Annotated in this window: 1 protein-coding gene; it reads right to left on the bottom strand. The window is 62.2% G+C overall.

From position 1 onward, the window contains the following. Positions 1 to 434: 434 nt before the first annotated feature. Positions 435 to 839 (bottom strand): tyrosine-type recombinase/integrase (locus tag LGZ99_RS24505; protein ID WP_262979857.1); only part of this gene is annotated, 405 nt, incomplete at its 5' end.

Below are 839 nucleotides of genomic sequence, written 5' to 3'. Positions count from 1 at the left end.
GGATGTTGACACCGGAGCCGCCACGGACGGCGGCGACTGCGGCGGTGGGTTTTAGCATTGAGGCTGACAGCAGCGGGCGCAGCCCGGTGCGCCGCTGGGGCTGAGAAGCTCAACCCGGCGGCCAGCCGCGCACCGGGGCCAAGGTAACCGCGCAGCGCCCTTGGGTGGGCGGCGCCGACATAATGTTTGTTAAGCGCGGCGGGCCGTTCAGGCCCATTGCGCTTAACAAACATTATGTTGAATGGTGGCTGACCGGCAACGGGAGTGACAGAGAACGCGGATGTTTCGTGCCGGGCGGCCACCATTTACCGCCGGCACTCAGCAGGTGGGCAGGCAGTCTGTGCGCAGGGAGGCGCGCAGTCTGCCTTTCACTGCACCCCACACGCTCACAGGGAACCGGCTAACCTTAAAGACTGTCCGGCAACACAGGACGTTCAGTCCGGCTTATCACTCTCCGCCTGCGGGTTGTCTGACGGTGTTTTCTGTTCGGGCTTCCGTTCTGCCGGGTGCGTCTGCTCATGCACTTTCTTTAAGTGACCGATTGCCACACGGGTATAGATTTGCGTGGTTTCCAGTTTCTCATGCCCCAGTATCGCCTGGATATGCCGCGTGTCCGCGCCGTTCTCTAACATCTGCGTCGCCATGGAGTGCCGGAACAGGTGACAGGCCCCCGGTTTAGTCAGCTGCGCTTGTTTACGGATGCTGTCGGCGGCTATCCAGGTTAACGTGCCCTTTGCCAGCCCCCGGCCTTTCAGGGTGATAAACAGGTGACCGCTGTCACCCCGCCGCGTTAACTGGGGCCGGACACTGAGCCAGCGACTTAACCAGTGCAGCGCCTG

It is taken from the genome of Photorhabdus temperata (assembly GCF_025384845.1).
GTDB lineage: Bacteria > Pseudomonadota > Gammaproteobacteria > Enterobacterales > Enterobacteriaceae > Photorhabdus > Photorhabdus temperata.
Note: the sequence above shows the minus strand (reverse complement) of the source record. Positions and strands in the feature narration are given on the sequence as shown.